This is a genomic window from Comamonas sp. GB3 AK4-5, from assembly GCF_041320665.1.
Classification (GTDB): Bacteria; Pseudomonadota; Gammaproteobacteria; order Burkholderiales; family Burkholderiaceae_C; genus Comamonas.
Genome location: NZ_CP166730.1, coordinates 4947092 through 4972215, shown reverse-complemented (window position 1 = coordinate 4972215; position 25124 = coordinate 4947092). Strand labels below are relative to the sequence as shown.

Sequence of the window (25124 nt, the reverse complement as noted above, 5' to 3'; positions counted from 1 at the left end):
GCCATGGCATTCGGTCAATTCAACGCCACGCGCAATGCCAGCCCGGCCACACAGCCGGTGGCATCCATCAACGTCACGCCGCTGGTGGATGTGATGCTGGTGCTGGTGGTGATCTTCATCCTGGCCGCGCCCATTCTGGCGGCCAGTTTGCGCGTGCAGCTGCCCCAGGCCGAAGGCGCGCAGGCGGCGCCGGCCCAGCATCCCTCGCTGACCCTGGTGGTGGATGCGCAAGGCGCGCTGCACCTGGGAACCCAGGCCGTGGATGAGGCGGCGGTGCGCCAGCGGCTGGCCGATCTCGCCGCCAAAGACCCCCAGGCCGAGCTGCAATTGCGCGCCGACCGCGCCGTGCCCTATGGCCGGGTGGTGGAGGTCATGGGCTGGGCCCATGCCAGCGGGCTGAGCCGGATTGGGTTTGTGGCGGAGAAACCGGCAACACCCCCCTGAGTCGCCTACGGCGCCTTCCCCCCGCTCTCGCTCGCTGCGCTCACGGGCAGGGGGACGCTGCCAGCGCGGCGGGGCGGCCCTTGCGTGGCAGCCCTGACTTTGGGGTACTGCCCGCACCGCGCCAGTTTTACGCACTGCGCGCCTTCCCCCTCTCTGGCTGCGCCGGAGGGGGACGACACCAGCGCAGCGGCGCGGCCCTTGCGCGATGTCCTTGGCTGGTGGCGCCAGCTCTTTGTGGACAGCCCTGGTCTTGGGCTGCACCGGTTTCGTACCTTGCTCCCTGGACTTACTCCCTCGCCCCTTCGGGGAGAGGGTGGGGGTGAGGGGTTGCCAGCATGGCGCAGATTTGGCTTTCACGCATTCGTCTGACAGGCCAGGCTTGCCTGGCACCCCGCGTGAGCGCCATGTACTTGGTTACAGTGCACCGGTATGGCGCCCCGCCAAGGGGTTGGCCTGAACACGGAGCGCATTTTTCATGGATCCAAGTTTGTACAAGGCGCTTGCGGGGCTTTCTGCACCGCGCAGGGCGCAGCTTTATGGGCTGGCCACTTCGGCCGGCGAGCCGCCGGCGGTGGCGCGCGCATTGCGTTGGGGCTTGCTGCTGGTGGCGGGCTTGCTGCTGGCTTCGGGGCTGATCTTCTGGATTGCTGCCAATTGGCAGGCGCAGACGCGCATGTTCAAGCTGGGGCTGATTGAAGCGGCCCTGGCCCTGAGCATTGTGGCCGCCTGCCTGTGGCCGCGTGCGCGCCTGGCGGCGCTGCTGTGCGCCCATTTGGTGCTGGGCGGCCTGCTGGCTTTTGTGGGCCAGACCTACCAGACCGGCGCCGATGCCTGGCAGCTGTTTGCCGTCTGGGCCGCGCTGTCCCTGATCTGGACCTTGCTGGCACGCAGCGATCTGCTGTGGACCCTGTGGATGGCCGTGGGCGCGCTGGGTCTGGCCAGCTGGCAGGGGCGCATCGATGGCCTGGACTGGTGGTTCTCCCGCCCCGAGCCTCTGGCCGTGGTGCTGCCGCAGATGCTGCTGTGGTTGGGCCTGGCCCTGGTGCCCTGGCTGGTCTCCTGCCTGCCCTGGCTGCGCAGTCCGCAAGGCCTGGGCCGTATCTCGCACCGTCTGGGCCTGGGGCTGAGCCTGCTGGTCTGGTGCACCTATGGCGTGCGGCATTGGTTGGATGGGGGCCAGGGCCAGGTGTTCGCCATGGCCTGTGCGCTCACGGCGGGCATTGCCTTTGTGTCCTTCAAGGGCCGCTTGCAGGACTTTCCCAGCCTGTGCATGGCCACCCTGGCGGCCAATGCGCTGGCCATGGCGGCCGTGCTGCACCTGGCCGAGCCGCAGGACATCATGGGCCTGATCCTGCTGTGTCTGTTGCTGGGGCTGGGCGGATTGTGGGGTTCGGTGACGGGCCTGATGGCGGTGCAGCGGCGCATGCAGGTGCAGGCGCAGGCTGCTGTGAAGACTGAAGCAGAGGTGGGTGCATGAAATTCTTCTCTCACACGCCCTCCTGGTGGGCGGCGGCACGGGCCCAGGGCCTGGTCAGCGACGAGGCCGGCGATGCGACCTATGTACCGCCGGATGCAGAACAGCCCTCGTTGTTTGTGATCGCCCTGGCCATGGTGGGTGCTGCGGTGTGCTCGGCCTTGCTGATCGGCCTGCTGTTCCTGGGTTTTGATCTGTGGCGTTTGCTGGAAAACGGCAGTAGCGCCGTGGTGCTGGGCATGGTGCTGATGGTGGGAGCGCTGGTCCTGATCAAAAGCGCATCCGAGATTTTTTCGCTCTGCCTGGCCCTGGTGCTGCTGGGGGCGGGCCTGGGCATTTTCCTCGTGGGCTGGGTGGGCTGGTCGCGGCATGCGCTGCTGGAGCTGGCCCTGGCAGGGGCGGTCGTGGCCGGGGTACAGGTGCTGGCGGCTTCCATGACGGCCGCGCTGTGGATGCGGCAAATTCTGGGCGCGGTCTGTGGTGTGGCGCTGTATACCGCCCTGGTGGCGCTCATGGGCGAGCGCCTGTTGCTGGCGCCGCTGCACCCCGCTGCGGTGCTGCTGGCCCTGGCCTGGGCCGCCTGGGTGCTGTGCGAGCCGCGCTGGGCTGCACGGGCGCAGGCCCTGGGCTGGGCGGTGTTTGTTGATGCCGTTGCCGTGGGGCTGGTGGCCGTGCTGCTGGGCGGCGGGGGGCATTCCCTCGCCTGGGAGATGCTCAGAGGCATGCCCGAGCTGCTGGGCGACTGGTGGCTGTGGTCGCTGGCATCGGTGGTGTTGACCCTGCTGGCCCTGGCCGGCTTGTTATGGCACTGGCACCAGGTCGGTCGGCTGACGCCGGAGCTGGCGGCGCTGTTGGTGATTGCCGGCCTGGGCCTGGCGGTGTGCGCTTGGTTCAGTGCCTCGGTGGCCGTGCTGGCCGTGATTGCGGCCGCTGCCGTGGCCGGTGCGCGCTGGCGCATGCTGGCCCTGTGTGCCGTGGGCGCGCTGTGGCTGCTGGGGCAGTTTTACTACTGGATAGGCTGGCCCCTGGCCTATAAGGGCCTGGTCCTGGCCTTGCTGGGCGCGGGCCTGCTGCTGGGCATAGGCCTGGTGCGGGTCGCGCTGCGGCACCGTGCGGTCGATACCGCTGCCGTGCCCGGCAAGGCCGCAGAAGCGGTGCAGGGCGGGCCGCTGCGCCAGCGCCATGCCGTCATCGGCGTGCTGCTGGGCGCGGCCCTGGTGTTTGGCCTGGTGAATTGGGATGTGGCGCGCAAGGAGGCGGTGATTGCCAAGGGCCAGCCGATTCTGGTGCCCCTGGTGCCGGTGGACCCGCGCTCCATCATGCAGGGCGACTATATGAGCCTGCGTTTTGACCTGCCCTACGAGGTGACGCAGGCCCTAGATCAGCAGTTTGCCGCCACCGCCCCGGTGGTGGCCAGCCTAGACGCACAAGGCCAGGCCCAGGTGCTGCGCCTGGCACAGCCCGGGGAGCTGGCCGGCGCAGGTGAAATCCTGCTGCCGCTGAAACGCCTCAAGGGCCAGTGGGTGCTGGTGTCCGACGCCTACTTCTTCCCCGAAGGCCAGGGCGAGCGCTTTGAGAAAGCGCGCTTTGGTGACTTCCGCGTGCTGCCCGATGGGCGCGCCCTGCTGGTGGGCCTGGCCGATGACCAGGGACAGCCGATTGCGGTGGAGACGGCTAAATAAAAAGGAGCCACAAAACTGGCGCTCCCCTCGTCAGGGCACCGCGCAAGGGCCGCCCCGCCGCGCTGGTGCCGTCCCCCTCCGGCGCGTAGTGCCAGAGAGGGGGAAGACGCGAAGCGGCTCAGGGGGGGCTAGAGTAGTGTTGGTTGTAGTCCGAGGAACGCTGGTACAGGCACAGGCCGAACAGCGGCAGCATGCTCATCAGGTGGTCAAAAATCTGGCCCTGAATGGCCTCGTACTCCACCCAGACCGTGGTGGCCGTATAGCAAAACAGCTCCAGCGGAACGCCCATGGGCGTGGGCTCCATGGTGCGCACCAGCATGAACATATTGGGCGCCTTGTGGATGCCGGGGTGGGCCACCAGATAGGCCTGGACATAGGCCTTGAAGGCCGCCAAGTTGCTGGACTGGCTGGGGTCGGCGCCAAAGAGCGGGCTGTCCCAATAGGCCTGCAGCAGGGGCAGGGCAGCCAGGCGCTGGCGCTCGGTGTCCGTCAGCACATGGATGCTGTGGGCATCGATGGGCAAGGCACGGCGTATGCGGCGGCCGCCAGACTCGAACATGCCGCGCCAGTTCTTGTAGCTGTCGCTCATCAGCCGCCAGGTCGGGATGGTGGTCATGGTCTTGTCCCAGTTCTGCACCTTCACGGTGTGCAGGGCAATGTCCACCACAAAGCCATCGGCCCCCACCTGGGGCATTTCAATCCAGTCACCCACGCGCAGCATGTCGTTGCTGCTCAGCAGCACGCCGGCCACAAACGACATGATGGTGTCCTTGAACACCAGCATCAAGATCGCCGAGGCCGCACCCAGGCCGGACAGCAGCAGCAGGGGGGAGCGATCCATGATGGTGGCCACCACCAGCAGCACGCCCACGATATAGGCCACCAGCTTGCCCAGCTGCACATAGCTTTTGATGGAATGGGTGCGCGTGGCCTTGGGGCCGTCATGGCGGTCATGGGCGGCATTGATCTCGTTGAGCAGCTCGGCCACGACGCGCACCACGTGGTAGATGGTGAAGGCCGCCGCGATATTGCCAATCGTCTGGGTGGCCTGGGGCGGCAGATGCTCCACCCAGCGTATGCCCAGCTGCACCACCAGCGAGGGCGCGATCTTGGCAATGCGCAGCAGCACATGGTCATGCCAGATGATCTGGGCCCAGCCCATGGCAGGCAGGGCATTGCGCCATGCGCGCACAAAATGGAACAACACCTGTTGCAAGGCCAGGCGCAGGGCCAGGGCCAGCAGGGCCAGCAGGGCCAGGCCCAGGGCCGCCTGGGCCCAGGGTTGAAGCTCGGTATAGAAGGAAAACGCAGTCAAATTCACAAACACCACCTGGGCCCAGGCAAGGCTGCCGGGCCATGAAAGATTGAAAAATGAGGAGGGCTTTGCCCGGGCCCGAAAAAGGCGAGGGAAGAGGCCGGAGAGCGGACGGGTGAATGGACATGTCGCCCAGTGCAGCAAGGGGGGACCGCCCGCAGCCTAAAATCCAGGCGAAGGCAGTAGTGTGACTGCAGCATCCACCCCAAGTTCCATGCAAGACAAATACAACCACATCGAGGTCGAGCGCGCCGCGCAAAGCCACTGGAATGCCCAGGACGCTTACTGCGTCACCGAAGATCAGGCGAAGCCCAAGTTCTACGCCTGCTCCATGCTGCCCTACCCCAGCGGCAAGCTGCACATGGGCCATGTGCGCAACTACACCATCAACGACATGCTCACGCGCCAGCTGCGCATGAAGGGCTTTAACGTCTTGATGCCCATGGGATGGGATGCCTTCGGCCTGCCGGCCGAGAACGCGGCGCTGAAGAACAAGGTGCCGCCGGCCCAGTGGACCTACGACAACATCGCCTACATGAAGGGCCAGATGCAGGCCATGGGCCTGGCCATCGACTGGAGCCGCGAGTTCGCCACCTGCGACCCCGACTACTACAAGTGGAACCAGTGGCTGTTCCTGAAGATGCTGGAAAAAGGCATTGCCTACCGCAAAACCCAGGTCGTGAACTGGGACCCGGTGGACCAGACCGTGCTGGCCAACGAGCAGGTGATCGATGGCCGTGGCTGGCGCACCGGCGCTCCCGTGGAAAAGCGTGAAATCCCCGGCTACTACCTGGCCATCACCCACTATGCCCAGGAGCTGCTGGACCATGTGCAGGTCGGCGGTGAGCAAGCAACCTTGAACGGCTGGCCCGACAAGGTGCGTCTGATGCAGGAGAACTGGATAGGCAAGAGCGCCGGTGTGCGCTTTGCCTTCACCCATGACATCCAGGGTGCAGATGGCCAGCTGATCCAGGACGGCAAGATGTTTGTCTTCACCACGCGTGCCGACACCGTCATGGGCGTCACCTTCTGCGCCGTGGCCCCCGAGCACCCGCTGGCCACGCATGCGGCGGCCACGCAGCCCGCGCTGGCTGCCTTTATTGAAGAATGCAAAAAAGGCGGCACCACCGAGGCCGAGCTGGCGCTGAAGGAAAAAGAGGGCATGCCCACGGGCCTGTTCGTCACCCACCCCATCACCGGTGCACAGGTCGAGGTCTGGGTCGGCAACTATGTGCTGATGAGCTATGGCGACGGTGCCGTGATGGGCGTGCCCGCCCATGACGAGCGCGACTTTGCCTTTGCCAACAAGTACGGTCTGCCCATCAAGCAGGTCGTGGCCGTGGAAGGCCAGGGCGACTACGACTGCAAGCAGTGGCACGACTGGTACGGCGACAAGGAACGCGGTGTGCTGATGGCCTCCGGCGAGTTCGACGGCCTGGGCCACCAGGACGCGGTGCAGGCCGTGGCCAAGCTGCTGGCAGGCAAGGGCCTGGGCGAGCTGAAGACCACCTGGCGTCTGCGCGACTGGGGTGTGAGCCGCCAGCGCTACTGGGGCACGCCCATCCCCATCATCCATTGCGAGGACTGCGGCCCCCAGCCCGTGCCGGAAAAAGACCTGCCCGTGGTGCTGCCCGAAGGCCTGGTGCCGGACGGTTCGGGCAACCCCCTGGTCAAGAGCGAGGAATTCCACGCCGGCGTGGTCTGCCCCTGCTGCGGCAAGGCCGCACGCCGCGAGACCGACACCATGGACACCTTTGTGGACTCGTCCTGGTATTTCATGCGCTATTGCGACGCCAAGAACAGCGAGCAAATGGTGGGCCAGGACGCAGCCAATTACTGGATGCCCATGGACCAGTACATCGGCGGCATCGAGCACGCGATTCTTCATCTGCTGTATGCGCGCTTCTGGACCAAGGTCATGCGTGACCTGGGCCTGGTCAAGGTCGATGAACCCTTCTCCAAGCTGCTGACCCAGGGCATGGTGCTCAACCACATCTACAGCCGTCGCACGGCCAAGGGCGCCAAGGAATATTTCTGGCCCAAGGATGTGGAGCATGTGTTTGACGAGACGGGCAAGATCATCGGCGCCAAGCTCAAGGTCGAAGTGGACAGCGCCGACGGCATGCTGCCCGTGGGCACCGCCATTGACTACGAGGGCGTGGGCACCATGTCCAAGTCCAAGAACAACGGCGTCGATCCGCAGGAGCTGATCGGCAAGTACGGCGCCGACACGGCCCGCCTGTACACCATGTTCACCTCGCCGCCCGAGCTGACGCTGGAGTGGAACGACGCCGCCGTGGAAGGCAGCTACCGCTTCCTGCGCCGCGTCTACAACTTCGGCAGCAAGCTGCTGACGCTGGACTATGAAGCCGCCAGCGCCGCCACCAACGGCCTGACTGATTTCTCGCAGGTGCAGTTCGGCAAGGAGGCCAAGGCGCTGCGCCTGGAGATCCACACCGTGCTCAAGCAGGTGGAATACGACTACCAGCGCATGCAGTACAACACCGTGGTCTCGGGCGCGATGAAGATGATCAACGCGCTGGAGGCCTTCAAGGCTACCGACACGGCCGACGGCCAGATCGCCGCCATCGAAGGCTTTGGTATCTTGCTGCGCGTGCTCTACCCCGCCACGCCCCACCTGACCCATGTGCTGTGGAGCGAGCTGGGCTATGCCAACAAGCAAGGTGAGCTGCTGGATGCGGCCTGGCCGCAGGTGGACGCCTCTGCCCTGGTGCAGGACGAGCTGGAGCTGATGCTGCAGGTCAACGGCAAGCTGCGCGGTTCCATCCGCGTGCCGGCCCAGGCCGACAAGGCGCAGATCGAAGCCGCGGCCCTGGCCAACGAAGAAGCACAGAAGTTCATCCTGGGCGCCACACCGAAGAAGGTGGTGGTGGTGCCGGGCCGCCTGGTCAACATCGTCGTTTGACGCAACGAGGAGCACCCATGCGCAAGCGCACGCTGCTTTCCCTGATGGCCCTGGCCCCCGTGGTCTCGGCCTGTGGCTTCCGCATACGCGGGGTGCCGGATTTTCCGTTTTCCTCCATCTACCTGAATGCGGCGCCAAGCTCGACCTTCGCCCGCGATCTGCAGCGCAATCTGGCCACGGCCAGCGACCGCCTGCGTGTGCTGCGGGCACCCGCCAAGCCGGAGGATGCCCAGGTGATCTGGCAGTTGCTGGGTGAGCGGCGCGAGCGCATCATCGTCAGCAAGAACGCTGCCGGCCAGGTGCGCGATCTGCAGCTGCGCTATCGCATGACGTTTCGCCTGTACAGCCCGGACGGCCTGGAGTGGACGCCCCCCACCGAGCTGGAGCAGGAGCGCGACATGAGCTATGACGAAACCCTGGCCCTGGCCAAGGACCAGGAGGCGGAAATGATCTACCAGACCATGCAGTCCGACCTGGTGCAGCAGGTCATACGCCGCCTGGCATCGGCCCAGCCGCCCAAGGCGGAGTGAGCGGCACCACAGCATGCAACTGGCTCTGAACCAGCTGGGCGCCCATTTGCAAAAAGGGTTGCGCCCGCTCTACACCCTGCATGGCGATGAGCCGCTGCAGCTGCAGGAGGCGGCCGATGCCATTCGCGCCGCAGCCCGGGCTTCCGGCCATACGGAGCGCAGCGTCTACACCGTGGCCGGTGCGCATTTCGACTGGAGTGCGGTGCTGGCAGCAGGTGGCTCGCTGTCCCTGTTTGCCGACAAGCAGATGGTGGAAATTCGCATCCCCTCCGGCAAGCCGGGTAAGGACGGCAGCGCCGCCATCCAGCAACTCGCTGCGCAAGCTGCGCAGGACGAAAACACGCTGACCATTCTCACCCTGCCGCGCCTGGACAAGCAGACCAAGAGCGGCGCCTGGTTTGGCGCGCTGGAGGCCCAGGGCATCACCATCCAGGTCGACCCCATAGAGCGCAATGCACTGCCCACCTGGATCGCCCAGCGTTTGGCGCTGCAAGGCCAGCGTGTGGTGCCGGGCGAGGAAGGGCAGCGCACGTTGCAGTTCTTTGCCGACCGGGTGGAAGGCAATCTGCTGGCTGCCCACCAGGAAATCCAGAAGCTGGGTCTGCTCCACCCCGCCGGTGAGCTGGGCTTTGCCCAGGTGGAGCAGGCAGTGTTGAATGTGGCGCGTTACGACGTGTTCAAGCTGTCCGAGGCCGTGCTCTCCGGCCAGTTGGCCCGGGTGCTGCGCATGCTGGACGGACTGCAGGCCGAAGGCACGGCCGAGGTGCTGGTGCACTGGACGCTGGCCGAAGACATACGCTCCATGAAGCGCGTGCGTGACGCCATGGCCGCAGGACAGCCCCTGCCCATGGCACTGCGTGCCCAGCGCATCTGGGGCGTGAAGGAGCGCTTGTTCGAGCGCGTGCTGCCCCGCCTGACCGATGCCGGCGCTGCGCGCCTGCTGCACTCGGCCCATGTGGTGGATGGCATTGTCAAAGGCCTGCCGGCCGCAGGTTGGCCGCAGAACGGCTGGCAGGCGCTGCGCAAGCTGGCCACGGATGTCGTGCAGACCCTGCAAAGCCCCCCTCCGCGCATGACGCGGTAATTTAGGCTGCGCCACGTGGGAAGGCGTCCATACGGCGCTTGATGCTTTGTTGCACGCCCTGGTCGTATTCGAATACTGCCTGCGGGCGAGACGCCGTGCCTCCAGCGCCGTCTGGCCGTTGTGGGGTGTGATTCAGCGCCCGCTGCATTTCGACGGCCCGCTCCTGCATGCATCTCGGGACGCTGGACGTTGTCCTGCGCTCGGGGATGCGGCCGCAAAAAAAGCCACAGGCAATGCTTGTGGATTTTTTATGTTTCCTCTGGACCTCTGTGGTCTGCAGGAGCGAGCCTGAAAAATCCCGCCTGAGGCCAACGCCCACCCCACAACGGTCAGACAGCGCTTGAGGCGCGACGCGCGCCCGTAGACAGTACGCCTGTACGGCAAGGGCGTGCAACAAAGCATCAAGCGCTGTATGGCCGCCTCCAATGGGCGCGCGGCCCAATCCAAGGTGTCACAAAACGCGCTTGCGAATTTGTAGCACCACGATTTCGGCCAGTGCCACGACGGTAAAGATGGTAATCAAAACCAGGGCCACGCGGTCCCACTGGAACAGGTCGATGCTGGTGTTCAGCACCACGCCGATGCCGCCGGCGCCCACCAGACCCAGCACGCCGGACTCACGCACATTGATGTCCCAGCGCAGCAGGGCCACCGACCAGAAGGCCGGCTTGATCTGCGGCCAGTAGCCATACCAGAGCTGGGCGAACTTGCCGGCGCCGGTGGCCTGCAAGGCCTCGATGCTGCCCTGGGGTGTCTGCTCCAGTGCCTCGCCCATGAGCTTGCCCACAAAGCCCACCGAACGCAGCGCGATGGCAAACATGCCCGCCAGCGGGCCGGGCCCGAAGATGGCCACGAACAACATGGCCCAGACCAGGGAGTTCACCGAGCGGCTGGACACCAGAATCACACGGGCAATCATGTTGAGCAAACGGCTCTTGGTCACATTGGGGGCCACCATCACGCCCAGTGGCAGGGCCAGGCCCAGCGACAGCACCGTGCCCAGCGTGGCCATGTGCAGGGTCTCCATCAGGCCCTGGTGCACATCGGGCTGGTAGTAGGCCCAGTCCACAGGCCACATGCGGCCCAGCATGTCGGCCATCTGCTCGGGCGCGTCATACAGAAACTCGGGGATGACCTCGATATGGCGCACCGACTGCGCAATGGCCCAGATGCAGAACAGCCACAGGCCGTAGCGCAGCAGGCGCTGGCCCGGGGTGAAGCGCTCCCATTGCACGGGAGTGGAAGAGGTTGCGGCCAGTTCAGACATGGAGGGCCTTTCGCACGGCATTCACCACCAGCTCTCCGGCCACGATGATGGCGATCACGGTGGCGAGGATGGTGAAGACGAAGTTGTACTCATAGCGCAGGAAGGCGGCGAACAGCACGCCGCCAATGCCGCCCGCGCCCACGATGCCCACCATGGTGGAGTTGCGCAGATTGGAGTCCAGCTGGTAGGTGGTAAAGCCCACAAAGCGGCTGATGACCTGGGGCAGCACACCGAACAGCACCACGTTCATGAACGAGGCGCCGGTGGCGCGTATGGCCTCGATGGGCTTGGGCGAGATTTCCTCGATGGCATCGGCAAACAGTTTGCCGACAAAGCCCACGGTGGCCACTACCAGCGACAAAATGCCGGCCAGCGGGCCAAAACCCACGGCCTTGACGAACAAGATGGCGCTGATTACCGGATGCAGGGCGCGGCACACGGCAATCAGCGTGCGGCCCACGGCGCGCAACGGGGCCGGAGCCATGTTGGACGCCGACATCAGGCCCACGGGCAGGCTCAGCACAATGCCTATGGCCGTGGCCAGCACGGCAATCTGCATGGTTTCCTTGATGCCCTGCCAGAGCTCGTCCATCTTGCCCAGCTCGGGCGGAAACATCAGGCCCAGAAAACGGGCCGCGGCAGCGCCGCCCGAGCCCAGGCGCTCGGCCGAGACGCCCATGGTGGACAGGGCCCAGATGGCATAGCCCAGCAGCAGGGCGAGCATGGCCTTTTGGCTCCAGCTCCAGCCAAAGGCCTTGCGGCCCGCGGGCGTGGCGGATGGGGTGGGGGTCATTCCAGCCATGCTTTGCCGCCGTAGATGGTGGTGAGGTGGTCCTCGGTCAGGCCTTCGGGTGCGCCGTCGTAGACCACATGGCCACCGGTCATGCCGACGATACGGTCCGAGAACTTGCGGGCCAGCTCCACGTCGTGGATGTTGACCATCACCGGGATATTGCGCTGCACGCCCTGGGCGCGTAGCAGCTGGATGATTTCGATCGAGGTCTTGGGGTCCAGCGAGGAGGTGGGCTCATCGGCCAGCAGCACGGCGGGGCGCTGCATCAGCGCCCGGGCAATGCCTACGCGCTGGCGCTGGCCGCCGCTGAGCGCATCGGCGCGGCGGTGGGAGAAGTCACCCAGGCCCACTTCGTCCAGCAGCTGCTGGGCTTCGGTGAAGTCGCGCGCATCGAACTTGCGGCGCCATGCACGCCAGGCCGAGAGATAGCCCAGGCGGCCGGTGAGCACGTTCTCCATCACGGTCAGCCGGTCCACCAGGTTGTATTCCTGGAACACCATGCCGATGTGGCGGCGTGCGCGGCGCAGCGCGCTGCCCTGCAGCTGGGCCATGTCGACCTGCTGGCCTTCGATCTGCACCAGGATGGCGCCGGTGCTGGGGTCAATCAGGCGGTTGATACAGCGCAGCAGCGTGGATTTGCCGGTGCCCGAAGGCCCGATGATGCTGGTGAGACCCGTGGCGGGAATGCTCAGGTCTATGCCCTTGAGCACGGGCTGGCCGGGCCGGTATTCTTTGATCAGGCGCTGGATCTGGATGGCGCCTGTGTGTGCGGTGGCAGTCATGCGAAAGCTTTCAACAATGGGAGCGCCAACGACAACGCGGGCCGGCGCAGAGAATGCGCGGGCCCGCGTGGACGAGGCTCAGCTCTTACTTCTTTTGGGCAGCCTTTTCAAAGGCATCGCGGGTGAAGGATTCGCCCGAGGCCTTGGCCACGGTGCGCACCAGCTCCCAGTCCTTCTTGTAGGTGATGGGCAGGAAGCGGTCGCCGCCCAGGCCCTTGGCCATCTCGGCCGGCACCTTGTAGTCAAAGAAGCACTGCTTGATCTTGTCCTGCAGCGCCGGCACCAGGTTGTGGGCGTAGGCGTAGGCGTCGGTGGGGAACATCTCGCTGGTGTAGAGCACGCGGAACTCGTCCTTGGCCACCACGCCGCGGTCGGTCATGTGCTGCAGCACGTCGCTGGCCACGGGGGCTGCGTCGTAGTCGCCGGTCTTCACGCCCAGGATGGACTGGTCGTGTTTGCCGGAATACACCACCTTGTAGTCGGTGTCGGGCGTCAGGCCCAGCTTGGGGAACAGCGCGCGTGGCGCCAGATTGCCGGAGTTGGACGAGGGCGAGGTGTGGGCAATGCGCTTGCCCTTGAGGTCGTCCAGCTTCTGGTAGCTGCTTTCCTTGCGCACAATCATCTTCAGATTCATGCCCACAGGGCCTTGCTCGTTGCCACGGATGGCAAAGGGCACGGCGCCGGAGAGGTTGACCGCGAAGTTCACCGGGCCGGGCGAGAAGGCCGCAATGTGCAAGCGGCCCGAGCGCATGGCTTCGATCTGGGCAGCATTCGACTGCACCGGGAAGAAGACGACCTTCTTGCCCACGCATTGCGACAGATGACCCATGAAGGGGCGGAACAGCTTTTCGTAGACCGAGGGGTCTTCCACCGGGGTGAAGGCAAACACCAGGGTGCTGGGGTCGCGTAGCTTCTTGGCGTCAGTGGGCGTGTCGGCCACCAGGTCCTTGTTGGCATCGCAGAACTGGCTGTCCAGGTCGCCACGGTGGGGGCAGGCATCCTGGGCAAAAACAGCGGTCGAAGCCAGCAGGGCGGCGCCCACCAAGGCGGCGCGGGTAGTGCGGTGCAGGGTCATCTCAATCCTTTGAGGGGGAGGTATTCGGGTTTGGGCAGACTATAGGCAGGGCCGGTGGCCCATGTGTGCCCAGTCTTTCGCTTGGCTTTCGGTCTGCTTTCAAGTTCCTTTCAAAATCATCGTTTCCGCCCCAAACACCGTGTTTTCCCGTAACCCTCCGGTAACCGTGCCGGCTGCTCTCTGTCGCTTATGAAAGTGCTGTTGGTTGAAGATGATTGGGACCTGAGCCTGGCGCTGTCGCGGGTGCTCACGCGCCGGGGCATGCAGGTCGAGCATTGCGCCGACGGGGTTCTGGCGCTGGAGCGCCTGGGTGTGGGGACCTATGACGTGGTCATGCTGGACCTGGGGCTGCCGGTGCTCGACGGCCTGCAACTGCTGTCACGCATACGCGGCCGCGGCCAGGGGGTTCCGGTGCTGGTGGTCACGGCGCGCGGTGCGGTGGGAGACCGGGTGGCCGGGCTGAATGCCGGCGCCGACGACTATCTGGCCAAGCCTTTTGACCTGGACGAGCTGGAGGCGCGATTGCGCGCCCTGTGCCGCCGCGCGGGCGTGGCCCCTGGCGAGATGCATTGCGGCCGGCTGCGCCTGGAACGAGACACGGGCGTGTGCTATGCCGACGGCCAGGCCATGGAGCTGACGCCGCGCGAATCCGCCCTGCTGGCGGCGCTGATGGAGCGGCCCGGCCATGCGGTGACCAAGGAAAGGCTGATGGCCCTGGTCTTCCCCTCCGGCCAGCCCACCCAGGCCGATGCCGTGGAGGTGGTGGTGCACCGGCTGCGCAAAAAGCTGGTGAACACCGGGGTGCAGATCACCACGCTGCGCGGGGTGGGGTACCTGGTGCAAGAAGAACAATGAAGCACCCCCTGAGCCGCTGCGCGTCTTCCCCCTCCCTCTGGCGCTACGCGCCGGAGGGGGACGGCACCGGCGCTGCGGGGCGGCCCTTGCGCGGTGCCCTGAGGTGGATCGTGCCAGTTGCACGGGTTGTCGTGCTGGTATGACACACATATCGACCAAGGCTTTCAGCTTGCGCCAGCGTCTGCTGTGGTGGATGGCGGTGCCGCTGCTGGCCTTTGTGTTGCTCGATGCCTGGGCCAGCTACCACGCTGCCCTGGCCACGGCGCAAAAGGCGTTTGACAGGCTGCTGGTGACGGCGGCGCATTCGCTGGGCGACATGATTCGCCTGGAGCGTGGCGAGTTGCAGGTGAGCCTGCCGCATGCGGCCCTGGAGTTGTATGCCGGCGATGTGCGCCCGGATCTGCGTGCCCAGCCCGGGCGCAGCCCGCTGCTGTACCGCGTGGGTTTTCTGAACGGTGAGTTTCTGGCCGGAGATGCCAGCCTGCGCCCCTATGCCGATTTGCCGCCGGTGGATACGGCCTATGCCGCGCGGCTGCAGTTCTACGACAGCCAGGTGGATGGTGCGCCTGCCCGCTTTGTGGCGCTGTGGCAGCCGGTGGAGTCGGCCGAAGGCATGCGCTACGTGGTGGTGCAGGTGGGTGAGTTTTCGGCTTACCGCTACGCCATGGGCCAGTCCATTTTGTGGGACACGCTGCTGCGCCAGGGCAGTTTGCTGGTGTTGCTGCTGGTCACGCTGTGGGGCGTGGCCACGGTGGCTTTGCGGCCGCTGCGCCAGCTGGCGCGTACGGTGGCCCAGCGTCGCCCCGAAGACGTGGACCGGTTGCAGGCCGAAGGCACGCCCCAGGAGGTGCAGCCGCTGTTGCAGGCCTTCAACGGCCTGCTGGAACGCATGCACCAGGCGCAGCAGCGCCAGCAGCGCTTTGTGGGCGATGCCTCGCACCAGCTGCGCACGCCACTGGCGGTGTTGCAGCTGCATGCCGAGGCCGGACTGCATGGCGATGTGCCCGCGCAGGAGGCGTTGCGCAGCATCCATGCCACCACCCAGCGCACGGGGCGCATGGTGCATCAGCTGCTGATGTGGAACCGCATGCATGCAGATGCGGCAGCCCGCGCACAGCCCGATGCCTTGGTGGACTTGCATGCCACCTTGCAGGCCGTGGCGGTGGAGCTGTCGCCGCTGCTGGCGCGCAAGCAGCTGGACTTTGGCCTGGAGGCGCCCGAAACGGTGGCGCAGTGGCGCGGCGCGCCCTGGATGGTGGAGGAAGTATTGAAAAACCTGCTCACCAATGCCATTGAGCACACGCCGGTGCATGGAGCCCTGGGCATGCGGCTGCAGGCCCAGGCTCAGCAAGGCCGTGCGGGCTGGCTGCTGCAGGTCTGGGACCGCGGGCCAGGCCTGGCGCCAGCGGTAGCCCAGGCGCTGTTCACGCCATTTGTGAGTGGCGGCGGCCAGGGCGTGGGCCTGGGCCTGGCCATCTGCCGTGACCTGGCCCAGGCCTGCGGCGGTGATTTGACGGTGGCCAATGCCGTTGCACCCGAGACGGGCGTGCGCGCCAGCCTTTGGTTGCCGAGGGCTGATGGAACACTTCCCTGAGTCGCCTTCCCCGTAGCCCGGCGCCCCTCTCGCCTCGCTGCGCTCGTGGGCTGGGGGATGCCGCCAGCGCCAGGCTTGGTTCTGTCCCAGTTCTTTCAGAGCGTATTCACGATCTCAAACTGGCGCGCCCCATACCAGGGCACCACGCAAGGGCCGCCCCGCAGCGCCTCAGAGGGTGCTTCCATTTCGAGGAGAATGGCGCCATGAACGCGCTGAATATTGCTGAAATCATGCACCAGTTGGGTGCGCAGGCCAAACAGGCATCCGCGCTGATGGCCAGTGCAGATGCTGCTACCAAAAACAAGGCATTGCGGGCCCTGGCCCGTTTGCTGCGCGAGCGCGAGCAACCGCTGCAGGTCGACAACGCCAAGGATTTGGAACGTGCCGAGGCCAATGGCCTGTCCGCCCCGATGGTGGACCGTCTGCGCCTGAGCCCCAAGGTGCTGGAAACCTGCGCCCAGGGCTGCGAGCAGCTGGCCGCCATGCCGGACGTGATTGGCGAAATCTCGGGCATGAAGCAAATGCCCAGCGGCATTCGTGTGGGCCAGATGCGTGTGCCCATCGGCGTGTTCGGCATGATTTACGAAAGCCGCCCGAATGTGACCATCGAGGCGGCCAGCCTGTCGATCAAGAGCGGCAATGCCTGCATCTTGCGCGGCGGCTCCGAGGCCATCGAATCCAACAAGGCCCTGGCCGCACTGGTGGCCCAGGCCCTGCTTGAGGCCGGCCTGCCCGAAAACGCCGTGCAGCTGGTGCCCACCACCGACCGCGAGGCCGTAGGCCATCTCATTGCCATGCCGGCCTATGTGGATGTCATCATTCCGCGCGGCGGCAAGGGCTTGATCGAGCGCATCAGCCGCGATGCCAAGGTGCCGGTGATCAAGCATCTGGATGGCAACTGCCACACCTATGTGGACGATCCCTGCGACATCGCCATGGCGGTGAAGGTGGCCGACAACGCCAAAACTCACAAATACAGCCCTTGCAATGCCAGCGAAAGCCTGCTGGTGGCGCGCGGCGTGGCTGCAGAATTTCTGCCCCAGATTGGCGCCATTTACGCGGCCAAGGGCGTGGAAATGCGCGGTGATGCTGAGGCTCTCGCCATCTTGCAGCAGGTGGCGGGCGCCAAGCTGGCAGAGGCCACCGAGCAGGACTGGAGCGAGGAATACCTGGCGCCCATCATCAGCGTGAAGGTGGTGGCCGGGGTGGATGAGGCCATTGCCCACATCAACCGCTATTCCAGCCACCACACCGAGGCCATCCTGACCCGCGACCATATGCACGCCCAGCAGTTTCTGCGTGAGGTGGACTCGGCAAGCTGCATGGTCAACGCCAGCACGCGCTTTGCCGATGGCTTTGAATACGGGCTGGGCGCGGAAATCGGGATCAGCACCGACAAGTTCCACGCCCGTGGGCCCGTGGGCATTGAAGGCCTGACGTCACTCAAATACATTGTGCTGGGCGAAGGGCAGGTGCGCGGCTGAAGCCCGCAGTGGGTGTGCGCCGCACGCCCGCACCTCCATGTCACAAGCAGCAGGTAGCGCATGAAAATCATTATCTTGGGCGCGGGGCGCGTGGGTTTCAGCGTGGCTGAAAGCCTGGTGTCCGAACGCAACGACATCACCGTGATCGACCAGGACGCGCAGCGCCTGCGCGAGCTGGAGAGCCGCTTTGACCTGCGCGGTGTGGTGGGCAGCGGCATTGACCCCCAGGTGCTGGCCGAGGCCGGCGCGGCCGATACCGATTTGCTGATTGCCTGTGCGGCCCTGGATGAAACCAATCTGGTGTGCTGCAAGCTGGGGCAGTTGCTGTTCAACATCCCCACGCGGATTGCGCGCGTGCGCTCTTCCGGCCTGACCGACGATGAGGCTGTGCTGGGCAAGGATGGGCTGGGGGTGGACGCCATCATCTGCCCCGAGGCCTCGCTGACCCGCTACATAGGCAAACTCACCGAATACCCGGAGGCATTGCAGGTGCGCGCATTTGCCGGCGGCCGGGCCTGTCTGGCCTCGGTGCGCGCCCGCCCGGGGGCGCCGGCCGTGGGCCTGCGCATTGGTGAGCTGCGCACCCACAACCCGGAGATGGGGCTGCGCATCGTGGCCATTTACCGCCGCTTTGCCGATGAGCCCGACCGTTTCGTGCGCTGCGATGGCGGCACCCGGATCGAGCCGGGGGATGAAGTCTTTGTGCTGTCGGCGCGGGAAACCCTGCCGGGCATTCTGGCGGCCCTGCACCGGCCCGAGGGCCAGCCTGCGCGGCCGGTGCGCAGGGTGCTGATTGCCGGTGGCGGCCGTGTGGCCATGCGCCTGGCGGAGTTGCTGGCCGAGCAGCCGGGGCGCTTTCACATCAAGATTGTGGAGGTGGACGCCAAGCGCTGCATGGAGCTGGCCTCGGCCTTGCCCGAGGATGTGCTGGTGCTGCAGGGTGATGCCACGGACGAGAACCTGCTCGATGACGAAGGCATCGAGGATGTGGACCTGTTCCTGGCCTTGACCAATGACGACGAGAACAACATCATGGCCTGCCTGCAGGCCAAGCGCATGGGCGCGGCGCGGGTGCTGGCGCTGATCAACCGCCGCAGCTATGCCGATTTGATGCATGGCACGCAGATCGATATCGCCCTGTCGCCCGCGCAGGCCATGCTGGGCGAGCTGCTGGCCCATGTGCGCCGCGGCGATGTGCAGGCCGTGCACAGCCTGCGCCGTGGTGTGGCCGAGGCGCTGGAGATTGTGGCGCGCGGCGATCGCAAAAGCTCGCGCGTGGTGGGGCGCAGGGTGGACGAGCTGCGCTTGCCGCCGGAGGTGAACATTGGCCTGATCGTGCGCGGTCTGCCGGTGCCCGGTGAAAACGGCGAGCCTGCCGAGTCGCCTGCCGCAGAGCCCGAAGTCATCATCCCGCGCAGCCATACCGTGATCGAGAGCAACGACCATGTGGTGTTCTTCCTGCCCAACAAGCGCCTGGTGCAGGATGTGGAAAAGCTGTTCCGCGTCAGCGCCACCTTCTTCTGATCCCCGGAGACTTCCATGCGTGACCTGCTTCCCGTCCTGCGTCTGCTGGGGGCGCTGATGGTGATGTTTGGCCTATCCATGGGCCTGCCCTTGGGCGTGTCCTGGTTCACCCAGGAAGGCATCTGGCGGGTCTGGCTGTGGTCGCTGGTGGGCACGGTGCTGGCCGGTGCATTGCTGTGGTCCAGCATGAACCGTTACCGCAAGGAAATGCAGCCGCGCCACGGCGTGATCCTGGTGACCCTGGTCTGGGTGTGTCTGCCGCTGTGCGCCAGCGTGCCGCTGCTGTTGGCCTATGCCGAGATCGGGCGGTCCCTGTCTTTCACGCATGCGTATTTCGAGGCGGTCTCGGGCCTGACCACCTCGGGCGCCACCGTGCTGTCGGAGCTGGATGCGCTGCCGGTGTCCATCAACATCTGGCGCACTTTTCTGCAGTGGCTGGGCGGCATGGGGATTTTGATTCTGGCCGTGGCCATCCTGCCGCTGCTGGGTGTGGGGGGCAGCCAGATGTTCCGCGCCGAGGCGGCAGGGCCGGTCAAGGACACCAAACTCACGCCCCGCATCACCGGCACGGCCAAGGGGCTGTGGGGGGTGTATGGCCTGTTTTCTGCCAGCTGTGCCCTGGCCTTCTGGCTGGGTGGCATGGCGCCGCTGGATGCGGTCATGCATATGTTCACCACCGTCAGCCTGGGTGGGCTGTCGTCCCACGATGCCAGCCTGGGTTTTTACAAGTCGCCGCTGATCGAGGGCATTGCCCTGGTGTTCATGCTGCTGGCCAGCTGTAATTTCGCGCTGTACTTCGTGGCCATGCGCAAAGGCAACTGGCGCGGCTTCTGGCAGGACCCCGAGATGCGGGCCACCATTGCTGTGCTGTTGGGCAGCGGCCTGTTTGTGGCCTTGCTGCTGTGGGTCAAAGGGGTGTATGGCCCGCTGGATGCGCTGCGCTATGGGGTGTTCAACGTGGTGTCCGTGGCCACCACCACCGGCTTTGCCACGGTGGACTATCTGACCTGGCCCACGTTTGCTCCGGTGTTCATGCTGTTTCTGTCCGGTGTGGCGACCAGCGCGGGTTCTACGGGTGGTGGCATCAAGATGGTGCGCATGCTGATTCTGGTGAAGCAGGCCCGCATGGAGATCACCCGCCTGGTCCATCCCCGCGCCGTGCAGCCCATGCTGCTGGGGCGCAGCGTGGTGGACAACCGCATGATTTTCTCGGTGCTGGCTTTCATGCTGGTCTATGGGGCCACCATCATCGTGCTGAGCATGGTGTTGATGCTGACCGATCTGGACCCTATCACCGCCTTCTCTGCCATCGTTGCAAGTGTGCACTGCACCGGACCAGGACTGGGTAGCATTGGACCTTCGTCCACCTACGCTGTGCTCGACGATTTTCAGATTTGGGTCTGTACTCTGGGTATGCTGTTGGGTCGACTGGAGATTCTGAGCTTTCTGGCGCTGCTGACCCCTTCTTTTTGGAGGCGGTGAGTGCCTACTCTTTTGTGACGATAGTTAAGGGTTTCCACCTATTCGTTTCGCAAATCCCTAAAATCCAGCTCACCACCGTCTCTTGAGGGCTTCATGGTTCCACATCTCATCACCGCTTTGACTGGCCCGATCAACGAGCTTGAGCAGCGCATCATCGACTCCATGCCTGCCATTGAGCGCTGGTTCCGCCTTGAGTGGATGGAGCACACACCGCCGTTTTACAGCTCGGTGGACATCCGCAATGCGGGCTTCAAGCTGGCCCCGGTGGACACCAATCTTTTTCCCGGCGGCTGGAACAATCTGACCGATGAGATGCTGCCCCTGGCGGTGCAGGCCGCCATGGCTGCCATCGAGAAAATCTGCCCCGAGGCACGCAATCTGCTGATCGTTCCGGAGAACCAGCAGAAAAATCCGTCGTATCTGAGCAACATTTTGCAGCTGCAGCGTATTTTCCGCATGGCGGGTCTGAATGTGCGCATCGGCTCGATCAGCCCGGACATCAAGCGTCCCACCGAGATCAAGCTGCCGCATGGCGACACCATCACGCTGGAGCCTGCTCTGCGCACCAAGCGTCGCCTGGGGCTGAAGAATTTCGACCCCTGCACCATCTTGCTGAACAACGATCTGTCGGCCGGCGCCCCAGGCATTCTGGAAGAGCTGTATGAGCAGTTCCTGATGCCGCCGCTGCATGCGGGCTGGAGCGTGCGCCGCAAGAGCCGCCACTTCCAGAGCTACGAGGAAGTCTCCAAGCGCTTTGGCAAGCTGCTGGGCATAGACCCCTGGCTGATCAACCCCGTCTTCGGCAAGTGCGAGAACATCGACTACGTGGAAGGCAAGGGCCTGGACCAGCTCGCGGTGCAGGTGGATGCCATCCTCACCAAGGTGCGCCGCAAGTACAAGGAGTACGGCATCAAGGAAAAGCCGTTCGCCGTGGTCAAGGCCGACAACGGCACCTATGGCATGGGCGTGATGACGGTGCGCGATGCCAAGGAGCTGGAAGTGCTCAAGGACAAGCGCACGCGCAGCAAGATGGGCGTCATCAAGGACGGCCAGCCTGTGCATGACGTGCTGGTGCAAGAGGGCGTGCTGACCTATGAGCGCATGAGCAATGCCGTGGCAGAGCCCGTGGTCTACATGATGGACCGCTATGTGGTGGGCGGCTTCTACCGCATGCACCCCGAGCGCGGTGAGGACGAGAACCTGAACGCCCCCGGCGCGGGCTATGTGCCGCTGGCCTTCCCTCCGCAAAGCACGCAGCTGCCGCAGATCGGTGCCCGTGCCGGAGCCAGCGCGCCCAACCGCTTTTACATGTATGGCGTGATCGCGCGCCTGGCCATGTTGGCCGCCAGCTACGAGCTGGAAGCCACCAACCCCGACGCAGAAATCTACGACTGAGCGGGCGCTTGCACTGCCGGCTGTCATCGCGATGACGGCTTGTGGTGCAAACGATGAGCTGCTGGCAAGGGGGCTGGCGCTCAAGCACAATGGCGGCATTTCCTCAGACAGGACCGGGCCCAGAGGGCCCGGTTTGCATTGGATGCAGCAATCCTCATCCCGCTCTTCCCTGGCCGCATTGACCTTGGGCGCCATTGGCGTTGTGTATGGCGACATCGGCACCAGCGTGCTGTATGCCGTCAAGGAAGTCTTTCGCAGCGGCCATGTGGCGTACACGCCAGCCAATGTCTATGGTGTGCTGTCGCTGCTATTCTGGACGCTCACCGTCATCGTCTCCCTCAAATACGTGGTGCTGGTGCTGCGCGCCGACAACCGTGGCGAAGGTGGCCTGGTGGCCATGCTGGCCCTGGCGGCCGAGGCGGTGAAGGACAAGCCCAGGCTGCATGGTGTGCTGATGGCCGTGGGCCTGTTTGGCGCCAGCCTGTTCTACGGTGATGGGGTGATCACCCCGGCCATCTCGGTGCTCTCGGCCGTGGAAGGCCTGGAGGTGGTGGCACCGGCCATGGAGCATGTGGTGATCCCCGTCACACTGGCGGTGCTGCTGTTTCTGTTCAGCATGCAAAAGCGTGGCACGGCCAGCATTGGCCGCTGGTTCGGCCCCATCACCTTGCTGTGGTTTGCCGTGCTGGCTGCCTTGGGTGTGGGGCAGATCGTTCACCACCCGGAAATTTTGAGCGCACTGTGGCCCGGCCATGCCCTGGGCTTTGTGCTGAACCAGCCTGGTACCGCCTTCATCTTGCTGGGTGCTGTGGTGCTGTGCGTCACGGGCGCCGAGGCGCTGTATGCCGACCTGGGCCACTTTGGCAAAAAGCCCATCCGCCTGGCCTGGTTCTCGGTGGCCATGCCGGCGCTGACGCTGAACTACCTGGGCCAGGGTGCATTGCTGCTGGACCAGCCCGATGCCGTGCGCAACCCCTTCTTTCTGATGGCGCCCAGCTGGGCCACCTTGCCGTTGGTGGTGCTCGCCACCATGGCCACGGTGATTGCCTCGCAGGCGCTGATCTCGGGGGCCTTCAGCATCACCAAGCAGGTCATGCAGCTGGGCTACCTGCCACGGCTGACGGTGCTGCACACCAGCACGCGCGACACCGGCCAGATCTACATGCCCTTTGTGAACTGGGCGCTGTTCATTGCCATCGCCATGGCGGTGATCATGTTCCGTTCCAGCGACAACCTGGCTGCGGCCTATGGTTTGGCCGTGACGCTGGACATGCTGATCACCACCACGCTGACCTTCTTCGTCATCCGTTACCTCTGGCGTTATCCGCTGTGGTTGTGCGTGCTCTCTACCAGCTGCTTCTTCGTGGTAGACATTCTGTTCTTTGCCTCCAACGCGTTGAAGCTGGCGGCCGGTGGCTGGTTCCCGCTGCTGATTGCCTGCTGCATTTATTTGCTGATGCGTACCTGGCGCCGTGGGCGCATGCTGCTGTCCGAGCAGCACCGGGCCGAGGCCGTCGACCTCACCAGTTTTCTGGAAGGCCTGCAGCATGCCAATTTGCAGCGTGTGGATGGCACGGCCGTGTTCATCACCAGCGAAGCGGGCCTGGTGCCCCCCGCGCTGCTGCACAACCTCAAGCACAACAAGGTGCTGCACACGCAGAACCTGTTTGTGGTGTTGCGCCAGCATGAGGTGCCATGGATTGGCCTGAGCCAGCGGGCGCAGGTGGAGCCGCTGGGCCGCGGCTGCTGGCAGGTGGAGCTGCACTTTGGCTTCAAGAACGATCCCAATGTGCCCGAGGCCTTGCGCCAGGCCGAGTTGCCGGGCTGGAAGCTGGACCCCATGCGCACCAGCTATTTCCTGTCGCGCGAAGTGATCGTGCCTCGCATGGGCGGGCGCATGGCGCTGTGGCGTGAAAAGCTGTTTGCACAAATGCATGCCGGCGCCAGCGGCGTGGCGGGCTTTTTGCATCTGCCGGCCAATGCCGTGGTGGAGCTGGGCACCAAGGTCCATATCTGAGCGTGGGCTGCAGCCTTTCCACAGCCTAACCGGCGCAAGCCGTGCTGCTTGGGGAGGAGGCGGCTGCATTGCCAGGCAATGATTCAAAGGTGAAATGCCTTTTGATGCAGGCAGAGTCTGCATAAGTTGCTCACCTTTTAGGAAAGCCTGGCGGGTAGCTGCCTAAGTGTCAGCTTCTGTAGTGCGGAGTGGGACAGAATCTGCGTCCATGCGCTTCTTTCGAGACCTGAGCTTGTCTGCCTTCACGGCAGGATTCGTGGCCGTGCTGGTGGGTTTCACCAGCTCGGTGGCCCTGGTGTTTCAGGCCGCACAGGCCTTTGGTGCCACACCGGCACAAATTACCTCATGGATGTGGGCGCTGGGCCTGGGCGTGGGCCTGTGCTGTCTGGTGCCTTCGCTGCTGCTGCGCAAGCCGGTGATGGTGGCCTGGTCCACACCCGGCGCTGCGGTGCTGGCATCGGCCGGCATGGCGGGTAGCTTCACCATGCCCGAAGCCGTGGGCGCTTTTCTGGTGTGTGCGGCACTCATCACCTTGTGCGGGGTGACGGGCTGGTTCGAGAAGCTGATGGACCGCATTCCCATGGAAATCGCCGCAGCCCTGCTGGCCGGTGTGCTGGCCCGCTTTGGCCTGCAGGCCTTTGCTGCGGCGCAGACCGCATTGGGCATGGTGTTGGCCATGCTGGCTGCTTATCTGTTGGGCCGGCGCCTGCTGCCTCGCTATGCCGTGGTGTTGACGCTGCTGGTGGGGGTGGCCTGGGCTGCGACGGCCGGCAAGATGGAGTGGTCCCGTGTGCAGTGGGAGCTGGCCCTGCCCGTGTTCACCGCCCCGGAGTTCACCTGGCAGGCCTTTGTCAGCCTGGCGCTGCCGCTGTTTGTGGTCACCATGGCATCGCAGAACATGCCGGGCGTGGCGGTGATCCGTGCCACCGGCTATGCGCTGCCGGTGTCGCGCCTGGTCAGCATGACGGGCATCGCCACGCTGCTGTTGGCGCCATTTGGTGGTTATGCACTGAACTTCTCTGCCATCACCGCTGCCATCTGCATGGGGCCGGAAGCGCATGAGGATAAAGACCGGCGCTACACCGCAGCCGTGGTCTGCGGTGCCATGTATATGGTGATTGGCGTTTTCGGTGCCGTGGTCACCGGCCTGCTGATCGCTTTTCCGCAGGAGCTGGTGCTGGCCATTGCCGGCCTGGCGCTGCTGGGCAGCATTGGCGGGGGCTTGGCCAGTGCCCTTAAGGAAGAAACACACCGTGAAGCGGCGCTGATTACCTTCCTCGTGACCTTGAGCGGTGTGGTGATAGCCGGAGTGGGTTCGGCGTTTTGGGGTGTGGTGGCCGGCGTGGTGGCGCTGTTTGTGCAAAAGTATGGGCGTCGTGGTGGCTGAGGCTGCCGCTTTCT

Annotated in this window: 19 protein-coding genes; 14 read left to right on the top strand and 5 right to left on the bottom strand. The window is 64.9% G+C overall.

Annotated elements, in window-relative coordinates; all coding sequences use genetic code 11:
* The first annotated feature begins 3 nt into the window (after positions 1–3).
* The 3 genes from ACA027_RS21965 to ACA027_RS21955 all read left to right on the top strand — a co-directional run bounded on the left by ACA027_RS21965 (position 4) and on the right by ACA027_RS21955 (position 3600).
* The gene (locus tag ACA027_RS21965; protein WP_370680298.1) at positions 4–444 is read left to right on the top strand and encodes an ExbD/TolR family protein; all 441 of its coding nucleotides are present in this window, start codon (positions 4–6) and stop codon (positions 442–444) included.
* 475 nt (positions 445–919) lie between these two features.
* Positions 920–1921: a DUF2157 domain-containing protein gene (locus tag ACA027_RS21960; RefSeq protein ID WP_370680297.1), complete on the top strand. Its 1002-nt coding sequence runs from the start codon at positions 920–922 to the stop codon at positions 1919–1921.
* The gene (locus tag ACA027_RS21955) at positions 1918–3600 is read left to right on the top strand and encodes a GDYXXLXY domain-containing protein (RefSeq protein WP_370680296.1); all 1683 of its coding nucleotides are present in this window, start codon (positions 1918–1920) and stop codon (positions 3598–3600) included. The genes ACA027_RS21960 and ACA027_RS21955 overlap by 4 nt, the downstream gene beginning before the upstream one ends.
* 118 nt (positions 3601–3718) lie before the next feature.
* Here the strand turns inward: ACA027_RS21955 and ACA027_RS21950 are convergent, their stop codons facing one another.
* On the bottom strand, positions 3719–4915 hold the full coding sequence (locus ACA027_RS21950; protein ID WP_370682656.1) for a mechanosensitive ion channel family protein: 1197 nt from the start codon (positions 4913–4915) through the stop codon (positions 3719–3721).
* Between the two features lie 214 nt (positions 4916–5129).
* Here ACA027_RS21950 and leuS point away from each other — a divergent pair, with 214 nt between their 5' ends.
* The 3 genes from leuS to holA are packed head-to-tail and all read left to right on the top strand — an operon-like array spanning position 5130 to position 9455.
* Entirely contained in the window at positions 5130–7841 is a 2712-nt protein-coding gene (leuS, locus tag ACA027_RS21945; RefSeq protein WP_370680295.1) for a leucine--tRNA ligase, read from the top strand.
* 17 nt (positions 7842–7858) lie between these two features.
* Positions 7859–8371, top strand: a complete 513-nt coding sequence (gene lptE, locus ACA027_RS21940) for an LPS assembly lipoprotein LptE (RefSeq protein ID WP_370680294.1) — start codon at positions 7859–7861, stop codon at positions 8369–8371.
* A 13-nt stretch (positions 8372–8384) separates the two neighbouring features.
* On the top strand, positions 8385–9455 hold the full coding sequence (holA, locus tag ACA027_RS21935; protein WP_370680293.1) for a DNA polymerase III subunit delta: 1071 nt from the start codon (positions 8385–8387) through the stop codon (positions 9453–9455).
* A gap of 451 nt (positions 9456–9906) precedes the next feature.
* Here holA and phnE (ACA027_RS21930) read toward each other — a convergent pair whose 3' ends face one another.
* The 4 genes from phnE (ACA027_RS21930) to phnD all read right to left on the bottom strand — a co-directional run bounded on the left by phnE (ACA027_RS21930) (position 9907) and on the right by phnD (position 13372).
* A complete protein-coding gene (gene phnE, locus ACA027_RS21930) occupies positions 9907–10722 on the bottom strand; it encodes a phosphonate ABC transporter, permease protein PhnE (RefSeq protein WP_370680292.1) in 816 nt (271 codons plus the stop codon).
* On the bottom strand, positions 10715–11515 hold the full coding sequence (gene phnE, locus ACA027_RS21925; protein ID WP_370680291.1) for a phosphonate ABC transporter, permease protein PhnE: 801 nt from the start codon (positions 11513–11515) through the stop codon (positions 10715–10717). The genes phnE (ACA027_RS21930) and phnE (ACA027_RS21925) overlap by 8 nt, the downstream gene beginning before the upstream one ends.
* Positions 11512–12297, bottom strand: a complete 786-nt coding sequence (gene phnC / locus ACA027_RS21920) for a phosphonate ABC transporter ATP-binding protein (protein WP_370680290.1) — start codon at positions 12295–12297, stop codon at positions 11512–11514. The genes phnE (ACA027_RS21925) and phnC overlap by 4 nt, the downstream gene beginning before the upstream one ends.
* 85 nt (positions 12298–12382) lie before the next feature.
* On the bottom strand, positions 12383–13372 hold the full coding sequence (gene phnD / locus ACA027_RS21915; RefSeq protein ID WP_370680289.1) for a phosphate/phosphite/phosphonate ABC transporter substrate-binding protein: 990 nt from the start codon (positions 13370–13372) through the stop codon (positions 12383–12385).
* A gap of 189 nt (positions 13373–13561) precedes the next feature.
* On the opposite strand from phnD, the gene ACA027_RS21910 reads away from it, so the two are divergent.
* From ACA027_RS21910 to ACA027_RS21875, 8 genes are all read left to right on the top strand, one after another.
* Complete coding sequence (locus ACA027_RS21910) at positions 13562–14227, top strand: response regulator (protein WP_370680288.1); 666 nt, start codon at positions 13562–13564, stop codon at positions 14225–14227.
* 139 nt (positions 14228–14366) lie between these two features.
* Positions 14367–15821, top strand: coding sequence for a sensor histidine kinase (locus ACA027_RS21905; protein ID WP_370680287.1), 1455 nt, complete (start codon positions 14367–14369; stop codon positions 15819–15821).
* Positions 15822–16024: 203 nt separating this feature from the next.
* A complete protein-coding gene (locus tag ACA027_RS21900) occupies positions 16025–17305 on the top strand; it encodes a glutamate-5-semialdehyde dehydrogenase (protein ID WP_370680286.1) in 1281 nt (426 codons plus the stop codon).
* Between the two features lie 60 nt (positions 17306–17365).
* Positions 17366–18829, top strand: a complete 1464-nt coding sequence (trkA, locus tag ACA027_RS21895; RefSeq protein ID WP_370680285.1) for a Trk system potassium transporter TrkA — start codon at positions 17366–17368, stop codon at positions 18827–18829.
* Positions 18830–18844: 15 nt separating this feature from the next.
* Positions 18845–20311, top strand: a complete 1467-nt coding sequence (locus ACA027_RS21890; protein ID WP_370680284.1) for a TrkH family potassium uptake protein — start codon at positions 18845–18847, stop codon at positions 20309–20311.
* Between the two features lie 93 nt (positions 20312–20404).
* Positions 20405–21706: a glutamate--cysteine ligase gene (gene gshA / locus ACA027_RS21885; RefSeq protein ID WP_370680283.1), complete on the top strand. Its 1302-nt coding sequence runs from the start codon at positions 20405–20407 to the stop codon at positions 21704–21706.
* 142 nt (positions 21707–21848) lie between these two features.
* A complete protein-coding gene (locus ACA027_RS21880) occupies positions 21849–23723 on the top strand; it encodes a potassium transporter Kup (protein ID WP_370680282.1) in 1875 nt (624 codons plus the stop codon).
* Between the two features lie 208 nt (positions 23724–23931).
* A complete protein-coding gene (locus ACA027_RS21875) occupies positions 23932–25110 on the top strand; it encodes a benzoate/H(+) symporter BenE family transporter (RefSeq protein ID WP_370680281.1) in 1179 nt (392 codons plus the stop codon).
* The last annotated feature ends 14 nt before the right edge of the window (positions 25111–25124 follow it).